General features: G+C 40.3%; 15 protein-coding genes. 12 read left to right on the top strand and 3 right to left on the bottom strand.

Annotation, left to right across the window (positions count from 1 at the left end; translation table 11 throughout):
• The first annotated feature begins 141 nt into the window (after positions 1 to 141).
• Both MS6x_RS05190 and MS6x_RS05185 read left to right on the top strand, forming a co-directional pair.
• On the top strand, positions 142 to 984 hold the full coding sequence (locus MS6x_RS05190) for a sterol desaturase family protein (RefSeq protein ID WP_482605825.1): 843 nt from the start codon (positions 142 to 144) through the stop codon (positions 982 to 984).
• Between the two features lie 69 nt (positions 985 to 1,053).
• Complete coding sequence (locus MS6x_RS05185) at positions 1,054 to 1,227, top strand: hypothetical protein (protein ID WP_482605824.1); 174 nt, start codon at positions 1,054 to 1,056, stop codon at positions 1,225 to 1,227.
• A gap of 16 nt (positions 1,228 to 1,243) precedes the next feature.
• On the opposite strand, the gene MS6x_RS05180 is transcribed toward MS6x_RS05185, so the two are convergent.
• Complete coding sequence (locus MS6x_RS05180) at positions 1,244 to 2,482, bottom strand: exo-beta-N-acetylmuramidase NamZ family protein (RefSeq protein WP_482607147.1); 1,239 nt, start codon at positions 2,480 to 2,482, stop codon at positions 1,244 to 1,246.
• 3 nt (positions 2,483 to 2,485) lie between these two features.
• Here MS6x_RS05180 and MS6x_RS05175 point away from each other — a divergent pair, with 3 nt between their 5' ends.
• The 10 genes from MS6x_RS05175 (at position 2,486) to MS6x_RS05130 (ending at position 12,874) form a co-directional block, all read left to right on the top strand.
• Positions 2,486 to 3,727: an ABC transporter permease gene (locus tag MS6x_RS05175; protein WP_482605823.1), complete on the top strand. Its 1,242-nt coding sequence runs from the start codon at positions 2,486 to 2,488 to the stop codon at positions 3,725 to 3,727.
• Positions 3,728 to 3,834: 107 nt separating this feature from the next.
• Positions 3,835 to 4,815, top strand: a complete 981-nt coding sequence (locus tag MS6x_RS05170) for a PLP-dependent cysteine synthase family protein (RefSeq protein WP_482605821.1) — start codon at positions 3,835 to 3,837, stop codon at positions 4,813 to 4,815.
• 37 nt (positions 4,816 to 4,852) lie between these two features.
• On the top strand, positions 4,853 to 6,151 hold the full coding sequence (locus tag MS6x_RS05165) for a M20/M25/M40 family metallo-hydrolase (RefSeq protein ID WP_482605819.1): 1,299 nt from the start codon (positions 4,853 to 4,855) through the stop codon (positions 6,149 to 6,151).
• A gap of 96 nt (positions 6,152 to 6,247) precedes the next feature.
• Positions 6,248 to 7,657, top strand: a complete 1,410-nt coding sequence (locus MS6x_RS05160; protein WP_482605818.1) for a CotH kinase family protein — start codon at positions 6,248 to 6,250, stop codon at positions 7,655 to 7,657.
• Positions 7,658 to 7,724: 67 nt separating this feature from the next.
• Entirely contained in the window at positions 7,725 to 8,516 is a 792-nt protein-coding gene (locus MS6x_RS05155) for an aldose epimerase family protein (protein ID WP_482605817.1), read from the top strand.
• A gap of 9 nt (positions 8,517 to 8,525) precedes the next feature.
• Complete coding sequence (locus MS6x_RS05150; protein WP_482605816.1) at positions 8,526 to 9,116, top strand: hypothetical protein; 591 nt, start codon at positions 8,526 to 8,528, stop codon at positions 9,114 to 9,116.
• Positions 9,117 to 9,192: 76 nt separating this feature from the next.
• Positions 9,193 to 10,932 carry a SulP family inorganic anion transporter gene (locus MS6x_RS05145; protein WP_482605814.1) on the top strand — a complete coding sequence of 580 codons (1,740 nt, stop codon included), beginning with the start codon at positions 9,193 to 9,195 and terminating at the stop codon, positions 10,930 to 10,932.
• 47 nt (positions 10,933 to 10,979) lie between these two features.
• Positions 10,980 to 12,389, top strand: a complete 1,410-nt coding sequence (locus MS6x_RS05140; protein WP_482605812.1) for an MBL fold metallo-hydrolase — start codon at positions 10,980 to 10,982, stop codon at positions 12,387 to 12,389.
• Between the two features lie 136 nt (positions 12,390 to 12,525).
• Entirely contained in the window at positions 12,526 to 12,729 is a 204-nt protein-coding gene (locus MS6x_RS05135) for a YgaP family membrane protein (RefSeq protein ID WP_482605810.1), read from the top strand.
• 19 nt (positions 12,730 to 12,748) lie between these two features.
• Positions 12,749 to 12,874: a hypothetical protein gene (locus tag MS6x_RS05130; RefSeq protein ID WP_482605808.1), complete on the top strand. Its 126-nt coding sequence runs from the start codon at positions 12,749 to 12,751 to the stop codon at positions 12,872 to 12,874.
• A gap of 895 nt (positions 12,875 to 13,769) precedes the next feature.
• Here MS6x_RS05130 and MS6x_RS05125 read toward each other — a convergent pair.
• Both MS6x_RS05125 and MS6x_RS05120 read right to left on the bottom strand, forming a co-directional pair.
• On the bottom strand, positions 13,770 to 15,158 hold the full coding sequence (locus tag MS6x_RS05125; RefSeq protein WP_482605806.1) for an exonuclease domain-containing protein: 1,389 nt from the start codon (positions 15,156 to 15,158) through the stop codon (positions 13,770 to 13,772).
• Positions 15,159 to 15,248: 90 nt separating this feature from the next.
• Positions 15,249 to 17,543: an FdhF/YdeP family oxidoreductase gene (locus MS6x_RS05120; protein WP_482607146.1), complete on the bottom strand. Its 2,295-nt coding sequence runs from the start codon at positions 17,541 to 17,543 to the stop codon at positions 15,249 to 15,251.
• Positions 17,544 to 17,753: the final 210 nt, after the last annotated feature.

Below are 17,753 nucleotides of genomic sequence, written 5' to 3'. Positions count from 1 at the left end.
AGTAGGAAGATAATACTAAGTGAAAAAAATGGATGTCTTTGAGAGGAGGTATGAATAGGCAACGGGTTGATTCGATGTTAGCTGATGTATTTTGTATTTGAGTTTATAAGTTGTATTTGAGGAAATACCTATCTTTAAAACATGGAACAGTTAATCACCTATTTTGAAACCATACCCCCATTGCATAGAACCATAATTCTTGTAGGAGGAATTACGTTTTTTTGGATTTTGGAAGGTATTATGCCTTTGTTCAGCGTGGGGTACAAAAAGTGGAAGCATGCCTTGCCCAACCTATTTTTTACCCTAACAACAATAATCGTTAATTTCCCTCTGGCATTTTTACTGTTGAAGACTTCGGATTGGACCATTGCGAACGATTTCGGAATAATTAATTGGTTGCCACAAATGCATTTATGGCTATACGTAGTCCTAGGTGTTATGCTATTGGATTTGATAGGTGCCTACACGGCACACTTGGTAGAGCACAAGGTGAAACCATTGTGGATGGTACATCTGGTGCATCATTCCGATCATAACGTAGATACGACAACCGCAAACAGGCACCATCCTTTAGAGAGTGTTATCCGATATCTATTTACCTTGATCGGTGTGTTTTTGGTGGGTGCTCCGGTAGGTATTATTATGTTGTACCAAAGTTTGTCCGTAGTGTTGTCACAGTTTAATCATGCCAATATAAAGTTGCCTTTAAAAATAGATAAAGCGATTAGCTGGTTGCTAATTTCTCCTGACATGCATAAGGTACACCACCATTATAAACTGCCTTACACCGATTCCAACTATGGTAACATCTTCTCCATCTGGGACCGTCTTTTCGGAACGTACATGGAGTTTGACCGTGATAAGATTGTGTACGGTGTAGATACCTTCCCGGATGAAAAGGAAAATTCAAGTATCAGAGGGCTCTTGAAGCAACCGTTTCATAAATATCGAAGGCCTACCACTAGTGTAGGAGCAGAAAGGTAAATATTAATTTTATGGTTGTAGGGAGGTTTTAGACTAGATGTTGATTTCAATTTTTGACAATCTAAAGTAATGGATAAGAACAAAAAAAACGCCTCAAAGCTGGCTTTAGTAATTGGTATAATCGGATGTATTTCAGGAATTTTCTTGATTTTTGAAGAACAATGGTTTATCGGTATTTCGGGAGCCATAGCGAGCACAGGAATTGCACTCAAAGGGTATATGGACTTAAACGCTGCTAAGTAGTATTTTTGGCAATAGATTAATTGTATATCAAATACTTCTCCCTGATCCCTTTAAATTTTTCTAAATCGGCCTGCCATGTCATCTTTATTTCTGCTTCGGAACGTCCCGCTTCAATCTGTTTTTGTAATTGTTCCGTACCGGCATGTTTGGTAAACCCGGAGGTAAGAAAAAAATCAGTCTTATCCGTCGTGTTTTGATAGGCGTCCATAAGCCACTTTAGGGAAACTTCGTTCATCCTTGTAATATTGGATAAATCCTTTCCATAACAGATTTTACCGTTCTCCTTTGGCGTTTTGGAGCCAAAGTTGGGCTCTGGGACATAGGAGAAATCGTACTGGGTGGCATTCATAAAAGAAGCACCATAACGCTGAAATTGAAATTCCGTTCCACGGCCCGCATTAACGTTGGTACCTTCAAAAAGACCCAGACTAGGGTACAAGAATATGGAGGTGTCGTTGGGTAGGTTCGGCGAAGGGCGTATAGGCAGGTGATAGGCCATGTCCCTTGTCCAGTTTTCAAGTGGGATTACAGTTAGGTCTGCTTGCTTTTCCCCATCTAACCATCCTTCTTTTTTGATCATTTGAGCATATTCCCCAATGGTCATGCCGTACACTAAGGGTATTTCCGTCATTCCTAAAAACCCGGTATGTTCCGCTTCCATGGTAGGGCCGTCTACATAATGTGCATTTGGGTTTGGCCTATCGAGAACTATTACAGGAATACCCTTTTCTGCGCAAGCTTCCATAACCAATTGCATGGTAGCAATGTAGGTGTAAAAGCGTACACCAACATCCTGTATGTCAAATAAAACAACATCTATATCCTCCAAATGCGCTTGAGAAGGTTTTCTATTCTTACCATAAAGTGAGATAAGCGGGAGTCCGGTTTTGCTATCCATCCCATCCGTTACTTTCTCACCCGCATCCGCTTGCCCCCTAAAACCATGTTCCGGCGCAAAGACCTTTTTAATGTTTATCTCTAATTTTAATAAAGAGTCTATTAAATGTGTATGGCCTTCATTTTTATAAATAACACTGGTCTGGTTCGCTACCACCGCTATTTTTTTACCCTCCAGCATCGGTATGTACGCGGCTGTTCGGTTTGCGGCAACAGTAATTGGTGCTATGGCCGTAGTTACTTCCTTTAGGGTATGGTTATCCACATTTTGTTCCGTTGATTTGGTAGGGTTTCCGCATCCTAAGCTGATTAAAAACGATAATAAAACTGTATTTTTGAACTTGGATATAAATAACATCATTTGAACCTAGAGTATTTTATTGCTAAACGGCTTATTACGGGTAAGGAGCATAAAATTAGCATTTCCGCACCAATAATAAAAATAGCGATTGCCGCTATTGCTTTGGGTTTGGTTATGATGCTAATTGCCATCGCCACAGGTGTAGGTCTTAAATATAAGATAAGGGAAAAGGTTACGGCCTTTAACGGGCATGTACAGATCTATAACTACGATAATAATAACTCCGAGGTGTCTGTGGTTCCGGTTTCTAAAAAGCAGGATTTTTATCCCGAATTTACGAGTGTCGAGGGTGTTGTTCATGTGCAGGCGGTAGCTACCAAAGCTGGTATTATTCGCACTGCCGATACCTTTGAGGGCGTTATTACCAAAGGCCTGGGCAGCGATTACAATTGGAAGGCATTGGAGGAGTATTTGGTAGCAGGGGAGCTCCCCAATTACAATGCCGGACTTAACGGGGATATCCTCATGTCCAAACTCATGGCCAATAGATTAAACATGACCGTAGGCGATTCCTTTTTCACTTTTTTTTTAAAGAACGAGGACGCCAATGTATTGCCCAATCAGCGAAAATTTACCATTAAGGGGATTTATGATAGTGGGTTCGAGGAGATAGACGGACTTTTTGTTTTTATTGATATTCGCCATATTCAGCGTATGAACAAATGGTCCGAGGATGAGGTAGGCAACTTTGAAATATTCTTGGAAAGCTTTGAGGATATTGATAAAAAAAGCCAGGAGATATACGGTAAAACGCTCTCCGATTTGGATACCAAGACCCTAAAGGATAAATACCGAAATATATTTGAATGGATAGGTCTTTTCGATTTTAATATCATTTTGATTATCGGTATTTTGATTGTCGTATGTGGTTTTAATATGATTACCGCACTCTTGGTTTTAATTTTGGAACGTACGCCTATGATTGGAATCCTGAAAGCATTGGGAACCAATAATTGGAGCATACGAAAGGTGTTTTTATACAATGCGGCCTACCTTATAGGAGTTGGTTTGTTTTGGGGAAATATAATTGGTTTGGGTATTATTTATATACAAGCGGTTTTTAAACCTTTTAAATTTCCCAATCCTAAGGAATACTATATAGAATATATTCCTGTGCATATGGACGTGATGACGGTAGTTTTATTAAATCTGGGTGTGCTGGTGCTCTGCCTTCTAATGTTGCTGGTGCCATCGTACATCATTACTAAAATTACCCCGGTAAAGGCCATACGGTTTGAGTAGCGACCATTTTTAGTATTGGTTTAGGGAATCGCTGGTTTTACGATAGATATAAATTGAGAATTTATGTGCTGGTTTATAGTTAAACCAGCATAGCAAGAAGAAAAAACATGGATTACGTAGAAAATATACTGGGAACAATAGGGAATACCCCAATGGTTAAGATGAACAAACTAACGGCGGAGTTGCCGTGTTTGGTTCTGGCAAAATACGAGACCTTTAATCCGGGTAATTCGGTCAAAGATCGTATGGCGTTGCAAATGATACAAGATGCGGAGGAAGCAGGGGTTTTAAAACCTGGTGGAACTATTATTGAAGGTACTTCGGGGAACACGGGTATGGGACTCGCTTTAGCGGCCACCATAAAAGGGTATAAAATGATCTGTGTGATAAGCGACAAACAATCCAAGGAAAAAATGGATATTCTTAGGGCGGTAGGTAGCGAGGTGCATGTATGTCCAACAGATGTTGCTCCGGAAGACCCCAGAAGTTATTACAGTACGGCTAAAAGGTTGGCTACCGAAATACCCAATTCTTGGTACGTGAACCAGTATGACAACCCCTCAAACTGTAAAGCACATTTTTTAAGTACAGGTCCCGAAATATGGGAGCAAACGGATGGAAAGGTAACCCATTTTGTTGTTGGTGTAGGTACGGGCGGCACCATATCCGGTGTAGGTTCCTACCTAAAAATGAAGAATCCCAATGTGAAGATTTGGGGTGTAGATACGTACGGTTCGGTATTTAAAAAGTACCATGAAACCGGCATTTTTGATGAAAAAGAAATCTATCCCTATATCACAGAAGGTATTGGGGAAGATATTTTGCCCTTGAACGTGAATTTTGGTGTCATCGATGGGTTCACCAAAGTCACGGATAAGGATGCTGCCATTTATACTCAGCGGTTGGCAAAGGAAGAGGCTATGTTTTTAGGGAATTCTGCCGGTGCCGCTATCAAGGGCTTGCTTCAGCTCAAAGAACATTTTACAAAGGATGATGTGGTCGTGGTTCTTTTTCATGATCATGGGAGCAGGTACGTAGGAAAAATGTTCAACGATGAGTGGATGAAAGCACAGGGTTTTGTAGACTAGGAAATCAGAAATTAACTAAGCAAAAATATATAATAAGATGTCAAGAGTAAAAATTGCGCTCACCGTGTTGGGTTTTTGTTTTATTGGGTCGGTATCGGCTCAAAAATTATCGAAAACAGAAAAGAAGATTATTAAGCGTATTGAAGCAAATAACGCCAAAGCCATAGATTTTTTAGAAGAAGTGGTCAATATTAACAGCGGAAGCTTAAACTTGACCGGGGTAAAAAAAGTGGGGGATGTATTTGGAGCTGCTTTTGATGAGATAGGAATGGAGACTACTTGGATTCCTATGCCTGCGGAAATGAATCGCGCCGGGCATCTCTTTGCCGAAACCTCAGGTAAAAAAGGAAAGAAATTATTGCTTATTGGTCATTTAGATACGGTATTCGAGGAAGACAGTCCGTTTCAAACCTTTACCAAAATAAACGATTCCACTGCTCATGCCCCAGGTGGAAACGATATGAAGGGTGGGAATGTCATTATTTTATATGCGCTAAAGGCTCTCCAAGAACAAGGGCTGTTAGATGATTCTCAAATTATCGTTGCCTTTACGGGGGATGAGGAAAGTACAGGGAGCCCTTTAAGTGTAAGTAGAAAGGATTTGGTAGATGCCGCCAAGCGCAGTGACATTGCTCTAGGTTTTGAAACCTCTACAGGGTTCAATTATGCGACCGTAGCCCGCAGAGGTTCCTCTGGTTGGAAAGTTGAGGTGACCGGAAAACGAGCCCATTCCTCAGGCGTTTTTAGTGAGCGCACGGGCGCTGGTGCTATTTTTGAGATGTCCCGCATTTTGCATCAATTTTATACAGACGTAAAAGGGGAAGATCTATTGACATTCAATCCTGGAACACTCATGGGAGGCACCTTTGTGGAGTATGATGAGGCTACGAGCAAAGGTAGCGTATTTGGAAAAACAAATGTAGTGGCACAGAAAGCTGAGGTGCGAGGCGGACTCCGTTTTATATCCGAGGAGCAAAAAGAACGTGCCAGAGAAAAAATGAGAGCTATCGTAGCCGATAATCTACCCATGACTTCGGCAACGGTGACCTTTACGGATAGCTATCCTGCCATGGGGCCTAAAGAGTCGAATTTGGAGCTCTTGGAACAGTTGAATGAAGTAAGCCAAGATCTAGGCCAAGGGGAAGTAGTGGCATACGACCCTGGCAAACGCGGTGCTGCGGACACCTCTTTTGTAGCCGATTATGTTGCTTGTTTAGACGGCCTTGGAACAATGGGTACGGGGGCGCACACTCCTGAGGAGACAGTAAACCTTAATTCCATAGAGGCACTTACAAAAAGAACCGCTTTGCTTATTTACAGGTTAATAAATCAATAAAAATAAAAGGTTACTAGGCTTTGACTGTTTCTAGTGTTGTATACGTGACCCATTTACATCGGTTGCTTTTACTATCTTAGTTAAAAAATTAGAAACATGAAAATCTCATCAACCTTCTATTCGTTAGTTTGCCGTAATTTGGCGTTTGTGCTTTTATCACTAGTGCTTATCAATTGTAGCTCTGACGATACAACTGCTACCACGCCAGCGGAAGAAGAAACGGAAGGCACGGAAATTCTTCCGGAGGACAGATTGCCCTTGGTCGCTATTTCTACGAATGGAAACCAGATTGTTGACGAACCAAAGGTCGATGCTACGTTCTTGGTTACCGAGGGAAATACGATATCCTATGAAGGTCGGATGGGTATCGAGATACGTGGTGCTTCTTCCCAACTTTTTCCAAAAAAATCGTATGGTTTCGAAACACGAGATGCCACCAATGAGGATTTGGATGTTTCCATACTGGGCTTTCCAGAGGAAGAGGATTGGATTCTATACGCCCCGTATAGCGATAAATCCTTGATGCGCAATATGTTGATTTACGATTTGTCCAGAGATATGAACCAATACGCTAGTAGGACAAAATTTGTGGAAGTTGCTATAAACGACTCCTATCAAGGAGTGTACGTTTTTATGGAAAAATTAAAAAGGGATTCTGGCCGTATCGATATCAACAATTTAAAAGAAGATGAAAACTCGGGCGATGATCTTACCGGAGGTTATATTTTAAAAATAGATAAAACTGCTGGTACCAATTTAGGTGAAGGGTATAACGAACAAAACTCATTTGGGTCGGCCTTTTCACCTCCTGGTTCTTTGGTAGGGCAGGAAATAAATTTTTTGTACGAAGAGCCGGATGCAGAGGATATTACGATGGAGCAAAAAGCCTATATCTCCGATTATGTGGGCAGGTTCGAGGCTGCTTTGGCTTCTGATGATTTTACTAACATCGAAACTGGTTACCAGGCTTTTATAGATGTAGATAGTTTTATAGATTTCTTTATTTTGAACGAGCTTTCTAACAATGTTGATGGTTATCGTTTAAGCACCTTTATGCACAAGGATAAAAACGGAAAGCTAAAAATGGGACCCATTTGGGATTTTAACCTTGCTTTTGGTAACGCTGATTATTGCGCCGGTGGAACAACTAACGTTTGGGCCTACCAGTTCAATGAACGTTGTCCAAATGATTTTTGGCAGGTACCTTTTTGGTGGGAACGCCTGTTGGAAGACCCTATCTATGTAGCTAGATTGCAATCTAGATGGAACGAACTACGCGGCAGTTCTTTGTCCAACGGTTCAATTTTGTCCAAAATCGATTCCTATACGGCAGTATTCAACTCCTCAGGTTCGGCAAAAAACAACTTTATTAGATGGCCTGTATTAGGAACCTACATTTGGCCTAATAATTTTGTAGGGAATACCTACCAGCAAGAATTGGAGTATATGACCGATTGGATAGATGATCGTTTGCAGTGGATGGATCGAGAGATTGAGAATTTATAATGGCTTTTAGGAATGCCAAAAAGTATGGTGAGCTACTTAATACATAGTTTTTGAAAACAAGAATTGAATGCAGAAAAATGTAGTACTATCCTTAGGGAATGAAACCGTAAAGATTGAAGCAGGTGAATTGGTAGGTTATGAAATTGCAGGTCACGAGTTTATTCACCAAAAGGGAAGTCCAGGATGGCGCAATTCCGATACAGAAATGTTTCCCATAATAGGCCCAACGGACAAAGCTAATTTTAGGGTCCAAACACCAAAGGGAGAGGCAATACAGGATCAGCATGGCCTGCTACGGGAATTAAAATATGTGCTAGTGGAGCAAACCGCCACAACTGTAGTTTTTAAGAAACGATATAAGGCCAACACGGTAGTAAAAAATTCTAAATACCCTAACAAATCTGTAGAGTCGGACCTGTCGTGGCCCTATGACTTTGAATTTACCAAAGCTTTTGTTCTTTCGGATATTGGTTTAGGAATTTCTTTTATTGTGGAAGGAGAAAAGGATATGCCGTTTATGTTGGGCTATCATCCTGCTTTTAAAGTACATATTTCGAATGCATCTATTAAAACAAATACGAAAAGCATTTCTATTGCCGAGGTCATGGCAGTTGGGAGTAGGGCGCTTCATGTATCCAATTGCAAACAAATTGAACTGTTGGATAGCGAGTCCGTGGAAATTACAACCACTGGATTTGGAGATTTCATGTTGTGGACGGAAGTACCCAACATGGTATGTATAGAACCCATTACCTTTTATCCCTACGCCGTGGCACAAGAAAACCTACATGATGGTTTTGCTAATTTGGATTCTGATAAAAAAGAGTTCACAATACGTATTAAACCGTTTAAAAAATAGCTATCACAAATGAAACATCTTCTGGTAGTATCCATGTTCCTATTAGGTATTAATATTTACGCCCAAGAAATGAATGACGATACTTTTTTCTATGCCCAAATCCCAACTGCTCCTATGGAATATACACCAGGTGCTATCGTTTCAAGGATGATAGATGGTTTAGGGTTCCGGTATTATTGGGCCACAGAAGGTTTAACCGAAATCGATGCAAGCTACAAGCCAAGTGAAGATGGCAGAACCTTAGAGCAAACGCTAGACCATCTTTACGGACTTTCTAGAACCATAGTCAACTCGGCCAAGCGGGAACCTACTGATTTAACTGTAGCACAACCAAGATTAAATCTATCGGAAAGGCGTGCAGCAACCTTGGAGAATTTCAGGTTGGCGAGCAGCCTTTTTTTGGCCTCTGAGGATATCTCAAAACATACCATAGCATTTATTCGGAAGAATGGTAATTCGGAGTTTCCATTTTGGAATCAAATAAACGGTCCTATTGAAGATGCGGTTTGGCACGCAGGACAGGTTGTAGTACTTCGTAGAGCGTCTGGCAATCCTATTAACCCAAAGGTAAATGTATTCTTGGGTAAACTCAATGACTAATTACCGGTCCGTACCGCCTAATCACCTTTTTGTATTGGTGTTGAGGTGTACGGCCATTATTATGTAACTTTGTAGTGTGAACCGGTTTTTTCCCTTTTTACAGTGGGTCGCTACTTATAAAAAGAGCTACTTTTCAAAAGATCTCATAGCGGGTCTTACCGTTGGTATCGTTTTGGTGCCCCAGGCGATGGCCTATGCAATGATTGCAGGGCTTCCTCCGGTTTATGGTTTGTATGCTGCTTTTTTACCAGTGCTCACCTACGTGTTTTTAGGTACTTCAAGAAAAATTGGGGTAGGTCCTGTGGCAATGGATTCCTTACTTGTAGCGGCAGGCTTGGGCACGCTTTCGATAGCGGGTCCAGAGCAGTATATCGTCATGGTGGCCGTCTTGGCTTTTCTTGTCGGTGCAATACAGATGGTTTTAGGTCTAATGCGAATGGGATTTTTGGTCAATTTCCTTTCCAAACCTGTGATTAGTGGATTTACGTCTGGTGCTGCGATTATCATTATTTTAAGTCAGCTAAAACATCTCCTTGGTACAGGTTCTTCCGGTAACAGTAGTAAATTCCATCTTCTTGTAATGGATGCAATTAACTATGTTTCAGAAGTAAATATGTACACCCTAATTATTGGTAGCATAGGGATTCTTTTTATTGTGCTTTTTAGGAAATGGAATCCTCGTATTCCCGGTATTTTAATTGTTACGATATTGGCAATGTTGGTGACCTATGTATTAAATTTAGGTGAATACGGAGTGGCCTTGGTAGGTACCGTTCCTAGCGGACTACCTAGCTTAGTGATGCCAGACTTACAATGGAATAGCATAGAACAATTATGGCCTATTGCCTTGGCCTTGGCCTTGGTTGGATATTTGGAAGCTATTTCAATTGGTAAAGCTCTGGAGGTAAAAAGCGGGGAGGAGACTATTGATCCAAATCAGGAGTTGCTAGCCCTTGGTTCTTCCAATATTATAGGTTCTTTTTTTCAGGCCTATCCCGTAACTGCTAGTTTTTCTAGGTCGGCTATAAATCATCAATCAGGAGCCAAAACCAATTTAGCAGCGCTGTTCAGTGTAGCATTGGTGGTATTGACATTGTTGTTCTTAACGCCAATTTTTCAATTTTTGCCCAATGCGGTACTTGCGAGTATTATTATGGTATCTGTCATCAAACTAATCGATATTGGTTATGCTAAAACGCTTTGGGATAACAGGCGGGATGAGTTTGTAGTGCTATTGATAACCTTTTTGGCCACACTTTTTTTAGGTATCAAAGAAGGTATTTTTATAGGGATGCTAGGTTCCTTATTGTTGATGGTCTATAGAACCTCAAAACCTCATTTTGCCGTTTTGGGAAATGTGAAGAATACCGACTACTACAAGAACGTAAAGCGTTTTAACGACGAGGTAACGCACCGAGATGATTTACTTATTGTACGGTTCGACGCTCAGCTGTATTTTGGAAACGCCACATTTTTTAAGTCCGAGTTATTGAAAGAAGTAGCAAAAAAAGGTAAGGCGCTAAAAGGTGTTATTTTGAATGCCGAAGCCATCAACTATATAGATTCAACCGCAGCGGATATGCTGACAAAGACCATCCGCGAAATTCATGATATGGGAGTTCAGTTTTACATTGCGGGAGCAATAGGCCCTACTAGGGATGTTATATTTAGCAGCGGTATTATAAATGAGCTACGAAGAGAATATTTATTCGTAAAAACAAAAGAGGCGGTTGCTTTTTTCGATGACCCAAAGGCTGTTTCTGAGCTTAGCTCCCGGGTAGCCTATGAAAATCGTTGTAAAAAGGATGCGGTATAAGCTCATAAATTAATGACGACATATTTTAAATTAAAACTAATAGCGATATGAAGATAGAGCAGATATATACAGGGTGTTTGGCACAAGGTGCCTACTACATTGAGAGCAATGGCGAGGTTGCCATAATTGATCCTTTACGCGAGGTAACTCCATACATCGAGCGTGCGGAGGCAGACAGTGCAAAAATTAAATATATTTTCGAGACCCATTTTCATGCCGATTTTGTTAGTGGCCATGTTACCTTATCACAAAAAACCGGTGCCCCGATTGTATTTGGTCCTACTGCCAAACCTTCTTTTGAAGCGATTATCGCAACGGACGGGCAGGAATTTAAACTAGGAGCGTTAATTATTAAAGCACTACATACCCCTGGGCATACCATGGAAAGCACAACGTATCTTTTAAAGGATGCAGCAGGTAAAGATTATGCTATTTTTTCTGGTGACACCTTGTTCTTAGGGGATGTAGGGAGACCAGATCTGGCACAAAAAGCTGCACATTTAACGCAGGAGCAGCTCGCGGAAACCTTGTATGACAGTCTGCGGAATAAGATTATGCCCTTGGCCGACGATGTTATCGTATATCCCGCTCACGGCGCAGGTTCTGCCTGTGGGAAGAATATGATGAAGGAAACAGTGGATACTTTGGGCAATCAGAAGAGTGTAAATTATGCGCTACGGGCAGATATGACGAAGCAGGAGTTTGTGAAAGAAGTTACGGACGGTCTATTGCCTCCACCAAAATATTTTCCATTGAACGTAAAAATGAACAAGGAAGGCTATGAGGATATTGCCGAGGTCTTAGACAGGGGAACTACTGCAATGACTCCAGAAGAATTTGAGTTGGCGGCCAACACGACCGAGGCTGTGGTCTTAGATGTACGACATCAAAACGAGTTTGTAGAGCAACACATTCCACGCTCAATTTTTATAGGTCTTAACGGAGATTTTGCACCTTGGGTGGGTGCCTTAGTTGCGGATACCAAACAACCATTGCTTTTGGTAATACCAGAAGGTAAGGAAGAGGAGGCGATTACAAGGTTGTCCAGAGTAGGTTTCGACGGTACGGTAGGGTATCTTAAAGGAGGTATCGATGCATGGATGGCCGCCGGAAAGGAAACGGATAGTATTACCTCGGTGACGGCTAAAAATGTAAAAGAGCAATTGTCTGCTCAAAAGATTCCTGTATTCGACGTTCGTAAAGAAGGCGAGTTTACATCCGAACACGTATTGAATGCGAAACATACGCCGCTAAGCAATATCAACGCCTATTTATCAGATTTTCCTAAGGATGGAACTTTCTTTTTGCATTGTGCGGGTGGCTATCGTTCCGTAATTGCAGCATCCATCTTAAAGAGTAGGGGAATTCACAATCTAATAGACGTATCTGGAGGTTTTGGAGCCTTAAAAAAAGAAGGACTTCCTATATCGGAGTACGTGTGTCCATCTACCCTATAAACCTGATATTTATCATTTTTTATCAGTTTATCGCACTGTAATTTTACCTCGTATATAATAGTTTCTGCAGCTTGGATTTAGGTTTCGTGTTTATATAATAATTGGAAACACCGAGTGATACAAAAGTACATTAGGTATGAAAAAAAACATGGGGGTATTAGATAGAACGATACGAGTTATAATTGCAATTATTGGAAGTTTCATGGTTTACTTGGGCATGGTTGAAGCTTCTTCTGCGTATGTGCTTATGGCGGTAGCTGGAATATTTGTTCTAACCAGTATTGTGGGTTTTTGTCCTCTTTATGGTGTTTTTGGTTTAAATACCGACAATCTTAAATAAACAATCTAATTTATATAGTATGCGTACATTTTATCCTTTGGTCAATTGGAGTAACGGAATTATAATGATAGGTGTTTTTGCCTTGGTCTGTGTAATTTTAGTAGCTATTCTGGTTAGTTTTATAAATAGCGAAAGAAAAAAGTAGCTGTCGAAAAGTGTTTATGGCTTAGCATCTTAATTAGTTTCCCAGAATAAGAATCAGTATTTTTTTAGTGCTAGTATTTAAACCTTATTAGTTTGGTTTTTGTAAGATGCCTTGGCGCTGAGATCCCTTCTTTCAATGGAGTAGACATCTTGTGTAATTGTTATTTTTGATGTTGTAGGAGTTTTGAGCTTAAAAAAGCGAATCCATGCATATTGGAAGATATAGTTACAAATTGCAAGGAAAGAATGCTTCTACGTCGTTGTTCTCCATTGCAGTTAAAAATAGACATGACATGATTATCAATTCACTCTTGAAAAAGCTTCTACTGCAGATAGCTAGGATAGGTTTCTCCCATAGCTTTTAAAGCTTGGCTACGTTTATAGAGAATTGTATGAAACGTGTTAGTGGTAGAAAGCACTGCTGAATTTGGCAAAGGGGCGGTGGTTGCGTTTTTATTAAATGATAAAATATTGTGTTTAAGTAGCAAGTTTTTCAGAATTTGTTATTTTTAGGCGTGAATAAATGTTTTTTTGAAAATTGTTAAGAAAAACTTAACAAGATTAACCATAGTGTTAAAATAATTAGTAACTTTAATTAGAGATTGTATTACAGCGATGATTAAAAATTTCATTGAACGCATTGGGGTAATGAATTGTATTCTGCTTCTAGTGGTTTTTTCTATTATTATTGTTTCTGAAGTACTTTTTCTTAGTGGTAAAAAACTGGACGGTATTTTTATTGCGTTTTGGGCTCCTACCATTTTAGGGTTTATGAATTATTTTAAGGGTAAAAGATAGTGGATTTTGTACTTCTGTATTCCATATTTGTAGGTATCATATTTGTGGTATGGATTGTTTTTGTGATGCGGATGTATAGAAACCTAAACGATTAAGACTTATATACCTTCCCAAATTTCTTTTTCAATTTCAATTGTGCTGCTAGGGTTCTTAATGACATAGGACTCCACAATTCGTTGACTTTCCAAGGTATTCTTTTGTGGTTTTAAATAGGATTCAAGATTCGTATACCCCATTAATTGTTCCTGTTTGTCAACAAAACCATAACCTGCATATAGACTGTTTTTGACTAGTACAATACTTTCTTCTTCCTGATTTCTTCCTTTACCTTTAATGATATAATCGCTGGTTCGCTTCTTAAGAGAAGCCATAGCCTGTTCTACTTGCCTATTGTAGGTTTCTAATTTAGAGACATCGGTACAGATACCACAACATTTTTTGAGTCTAAAGTGAGAACAGCTTTGAACGTTTTCCTGTAAATGACAGTATTTAGGGCATAGCTCGAATTCTTCACATATCTTTTCCATATAGGCTCTACAATCTGTAAGGTTATAAAAGATACGCAAAGGGTTTGGGGCTAACTTAAGTTTATTGTGCGCTAAATGTAAAATTCCGTTTCTGTCTTCATAGCTAAAAATGGCGTATTGCTGTATCGTTCTTTTTTGAGCGCTATTGTACTTAGGATAATGTTTTTTAATTTCTGCCGATTCTAGTAGTAAGGCCACCAGTTCATTACCTGTTTCCTCATAATCCAAGAAATAAGTGTCTTTGCATAAGGCCAATTCTTTGTTTGACTTATCATAGAAATGGCTAAGTACCCTCTTTTTAATGTTAATAGCCTTACCCACGTAAATAATACCTCCTTTGTTATCCTTAAAATAATAGATACCAGAGGTAGAAGGTAATTTTTCAAATTCTTCTTTTGGAAGGCTAGGCGGGAAGGTGGCTTCTTGTGAACGTGCGTTTAAAAAGCTTTTAAATACAGTATCGGCTCCCTTGGCTCGCAATAACTTATGAAACAACAGCATCGTGGCATGTGCATCCCCACGGGCACGATGCCGGTCTGTTAAGGGAATCCCTATTGCAGAGCAAAGCTTGCCTAGACTATAGGAGTTATAGCCCGGTAATAGCTTTCTTGAAAGGCGTACCGTGCAAAGTTTCTTACGGGAAAACTCCACGCCAATACCTTTGAGCTCATTTTTGATAACGTTGTAATCAAAATTTACACTGTGTGCAACGAAAATGGTATCCTTGGTTATCTCTAGTATCTTGGAGGCTATTTCTTCTAACACCGGTGCATTGCGCACCATGTTGTCATCAATACCGGTAAGCCCTGTAATAAAATGGGGAATCTCAGCTTGTGGATTTACCAAGCTCGTAAACTCATCTACTAGTATATGTCCATCATATTTGAAAATAGATATTTCGGTAATTCGGTTGCCTTTAATCCCGTTTCCAGTGGTCTCTATATCTACGATGCAGTACATGTTATTAAGTTTGTTATAAAATACAAAGGTCAAAATCAAATGCTAGTCTTAAGTTCAAAATAACATTAAACTCAACTGCCAGCCTGCCAACTACCTTTTTTCCACCCTCACTATTACCGATTTACTAATAGGCGTATTGCTGTAATCTGCAAAATGGTTGTAGGGTATAATCATATTGGTTTCCGGGAAGTAAGCGGCCACGTTCCCTTTAGGAATGTTGTAGGGAACAACTAAAAACTGTTCGGCTCTTCTTTGGATGTTGTCATAATTGCTTACCAAATCTACTATCTCTAGTTTTTCTAGTTGCTGTGCAGTCATATCGGCCTGATTCATAAAAATGACCCTCCGTTCGTTATGTATGCCTCTATAGCGATCATCTAAACCGTATATGGTGGTGTTAAATTGGTCATGGGATCTAATGGTCATAAGCAGCAGCTCATTTTGGTTCATTTTGTGATCGGCAATATCACAGGTGCTAAATTGAGCTTTCCCATTTGGCAGTGTGCTAAAATCCAGTTCACGAACATTATTGGGAAGGTAGAATCCAGTTCCTTCTGATTTTTCCGTCAGGGCTTCAAATCCGTTTATAGTTGCAGCGATTTTATCTCGGATAGCATCGTAGTCAGTACCTAAGGTTTCCCAGTCTACTGGATGTTTTCCTTTAAAATATGCTTGCGCAATACCGCCAATTATTTCCGGTTCACTTTTTAATTGGTCGGATTTTGGTGCCAATACTCCTTTTGTTCGGTGTACCTTTCCCATACTATTTTCTACGGTCAAAAATCGCGGGTTGCCTTGTTTTACATCCTTTTCCGAACGACCCAACGTAGGCAGTATCAAAGCTTTTTTTCCTGTGATGAGATGGCTTCGGTTCAATTTGGTACTTATCTGTACCGTTAGGTTGCAACTTTGAAGGGCATCTGCCGTATACTGAGTATCAGCGACCGCAGAGGCAAAATTCCCGCCAAGCGCGATAAAAACCTTGGCTTTTCCCTCATGCATGGCTTGGATAGCATGTACAGTGTCCAGTCCTTCTGTTGTTGGTGGGGTAAAACCAAAAACTTTTTCTAGGCTTTGGTTCAACTCTTCGGATACGTGATGCATTATGCCCACAGTACGATCGCCCTGTACATTGCTGTGTCCGCGAACAGGGCAGGTTCCCGCACCGGATTTTCCTAAGCTCCCTTTTAGAAGGAGTAGGTTTACACATTCTTTCACATTGGCAACTCCGTTTTTATGTTGGGTAAGTCCCATGGCCCAACAAATAATTATTTTATTTTTTTTGGCAAGCAATGCTACGGTTTCGTCTATTTGTTTTATGTCTATTCCGCAGCGTTCCAATAGTTCCGCCTCTGTATAATTTTCCAGGTCCAACAAAAAAGATTCATAACCTTGGGTATAGGTTTTTATGAATTCATGGTCAAATACCCTTTCTCCTTTAGCATCAAGAGCAGTCAATTTTTGTATGATGAGTTTTAAGAGTGCTACATCTTGATTGATTTTTACCTGTAAGTGAATATCGGTCAGGGTCGTTCCTGAGAGTATGCCATTGACAGATTGTGGATCTTTAAACCGAATGAGTCCCGCTTCTGCCAAAGGATTGATACTGATTATTTTCCCACCGTTTTTTTTACAGGCCTCTAGTGCGGATAGCATTCTTGGATGATTGGTTCCTGGATTTTGCCCCATTACCATGACCACTTCGGCTTCGTGTAAGTCTTCTAAGGTAACCGAACCTTTGCCTATACCTAAGGTTTCAGAAAGCCCAACACCACTACTTTCATGGCACATATTGGAACAGTCGGGCATGTTGTTGGTACCAAAAGCCCTCACAAAAAGCCCATATAAAAAAGCAGCTTCATTACTAGATCTTCCTGAAGTGTAAAAAACACCTTCATCAGGATGGTCTAGGGACCTGAGTTCATTTGCGATAAGGGAAAAAGCATCCTCCCAAGATATGGGTTCGTAGTGTATACTTCCTTCTTTTAACACCATAGGACTCACGAGCCTTCCGCTTTTCCCAATTTTAAAATCGGACCAGGTAGAGATTTCTTCAACACTGTGATTTTTGAAGAAACCCGCATCTACTTTTTCGTACGTAGCCTCTTCGGCCAATGCTTTTGCTCCGTTCTCACAATATTCTCCCAATTTGGAGGGTGCTTCAGGGTCTGGCCATGCACAGCCTGGGCAATCAAATCCTTCTTTTTGGTTCATATGGGAAAGGGTTGATAGGGCTTCCAGTGCCCCCATCTCCTTGAAACTATGTTGTAGCGCTACTTTGATACCTGGTATTCCGGCTGCGTAGTCTTTCGCTTGTGTCAATTTTAACCCCGTGAGCGTTATCGTACCGGTAAGTGAAATGTTGCGTCGAAATATTTTGGACATCATTATAATTGTCTATCTATGTAACCTAAGATATTAATAAAGTGGTGAAGTTGAAATAATAACGATAAATAAATAGGGTAAAGGCTATGTGATAAGACGCCACTTAAGAATGGGAATTGACTGCGTTTGGTGGGCTAAGGTTGCTAAAAACAATATAAAAATAGCAGTCCAGGAATGGATATAAGTTAGGTAGGGTGTTTTGCTAAATTG

This window comes from Maribacter sp. MS6, from assembly GCF_056839185.1.
The sequence above is the reverse complement of the archived record's forward strand: the minus strand, read 5'-3'. Positions and strand labels throughout refer to the sequence as shown.